Annotated in this window: 1 protein-coding gene; it reads right to left on the reverse strand. The window is 66.0% G+C overall.

All coding sequences use genetic code 11. The features are described from left to right. On the reverse strand, positions 1–1880 hold a 1880-nt coding region (locus NTZ26_05650; GenBank protein MCX6559983.1), incomplete at both ends, for a GH116 family glycosyl-hydrolase.

A 1880-nucleotide genomic window follows, 5' to 3' on the forward strand; every position in this document is an offset into this window, starting at 1 on the left:
GTCATGACCTCGGTGAAATAAGGGAAAGGATTGTCCGGCCTTCCGTCGGGGTACCCGGCCATAAGGAGCGCGGCCTCGTCGCCCAAGGCGAAGGTCCGCAGGATGTTGAAGTGATCCTGCAGGGAGTCGCGCCGGTTGTACTTGATGATCGAGGCGAGAGTCGTGCGGGCGTTCTCCGGCTTGGCCAGATAGCCCAGACTGCCGACGTGGGCCAGCAGCTGGCCGACGAGCTGGTCGACGAGACAGCCCTGGCCGAGCTGATAGTCCGGCTTGGTCGCGTCCGCGGCGCCCATGCCGACCAACAGGGCCGGGGCGATGGCTGCCTGGCTGGCCGGCGGGACGACCTTGTGAATGTAGTATCGGCCGTTGAACAGGTTGGCGTCGATCCAGCGGCTGCCGTTGTCGAACAGCTTGCGGCAGGTCGCGGCGAAGGGCTTGTCGCCGGCGGCGCGGGCCATCTCCTCGGCCGCCCGCAGCGCTCCCAGGTACCAAAAGCCCATCTGGGGGTTGGGTCCGTAGTATTCGACATCCATGGTGTTGTGCTGGCAGCCTTCCATGACCCCGTCCTTGTCGGCGTCCCAGCCGCCCGGGATCCAGCAGAACTCGACGGCCTTGCGGACTTTGGGCCAGTAGGCTTTGAGAAACGCCGTGTCGCCGGCAAGCTGCCAGTCCCGGTACATCTTCAGAATGCATCCCATCTGGCCGTCGGCGGCAGCCTTGCCCCAGGGCGTCGCGTCGTCGAGGGGCAGCTTCCAGCGGAAGCTCATCAGCCCCGTGGCCGGGTCGGTCTGGGGACCGAATTCGACTTCGCGAAGCGAGCGGGCGATGCCGCCGAAGAGAAAGGCCACGGCCTGCTCGTAGTTCCAGACGTGGGTGCAGGACCCCCAGCAGCAGCCTTCCTTGTCGTTGCATCCCTCCCAGGCGAAGAAGCGGCCATCCTCCGTCCGAAAGCAGGTCTGGGTGCGCAGCGTGCTGAGGTTGAAGAGGGCGGCCTCTTTGATGACGGCCGGGAGGTCGGAATCGACGACGGCGGCGGCAAAGGCCGCCGTCTCTTTCTCTAGGGCAGGCAGTCGGGGCGTGATCTTCTCGGCCGCGTCCCAGGCATCGGCGAAGCGGGTCGTGTAATAGTTGCCCAACCGCTTTTCCGACCAGGCGTAGCGGTTCGGGAAATGCCAGGCGATGAGGAAGGGAAATTCCCGCGCTTGGCCCGGGGCCAGGACGGCCTGGATCGCCAGCGAGGCGCGGGGCTGGCCGTTCCCGGCGTCGGCGGCGCGCTCGGACAGGCGGCCGTCGTCGGTCAGGTCGTCCCAGAAGTCGAGGAGCGGCGTTCCCCAGCCGGCCGCGAGCCAGGCGGTGCGGTAGGTGACGTCGGCTTCGGCCGGGACGGCGAGGGCCATGGTGCCCCATTGTTCGGCCTCGGACTTGTCGACGTCCGAAGTCATGAAGATTCCCTGGATGGCTGAGCCCTTGCGGAAGACGTTTTTGTTCTTGGTCGCGAAGGACTTGGTCCCGTCGTTACCGATGAAGTTCTGCAGCGTGCCGCAGACCGTGACCGTCTGAGCCTCGGAGGAGGTATTCGTGATCTCATAGACCAGCACAGCCACGGGCAGGCCGCTGCTCTCTGGATCGGTCGGGACGAGCGGATTCCAGCCTTTGATCCGGGCTTTGACCGGCATCGACGGATCCGACAGATTGACGATGCCGAAAGGATAGCCGGCGTCGAAGGAGCAATTCCGGAACGTCGGCAAGCCGGGGTTGGAGGCATCCTTGACGCCGCTTCCGCCCTCGTATTGAAAGAGCTCCACCGGGCCGGTCAAGGCCCGCAGTCGCGCCGCTCCGGAAGTACCCTTGGCCCGGACGGCGAAGAACGGCGCCCCGGG

The organism is Candidatus Aminicenantes bacterium, from assembly GCA_026393855.1.
Taxonomy (GTDB): Bacteria; Acidobacteriota; Aminicenantia; order Aminicenantales; family UBA4085; genus UBA4085.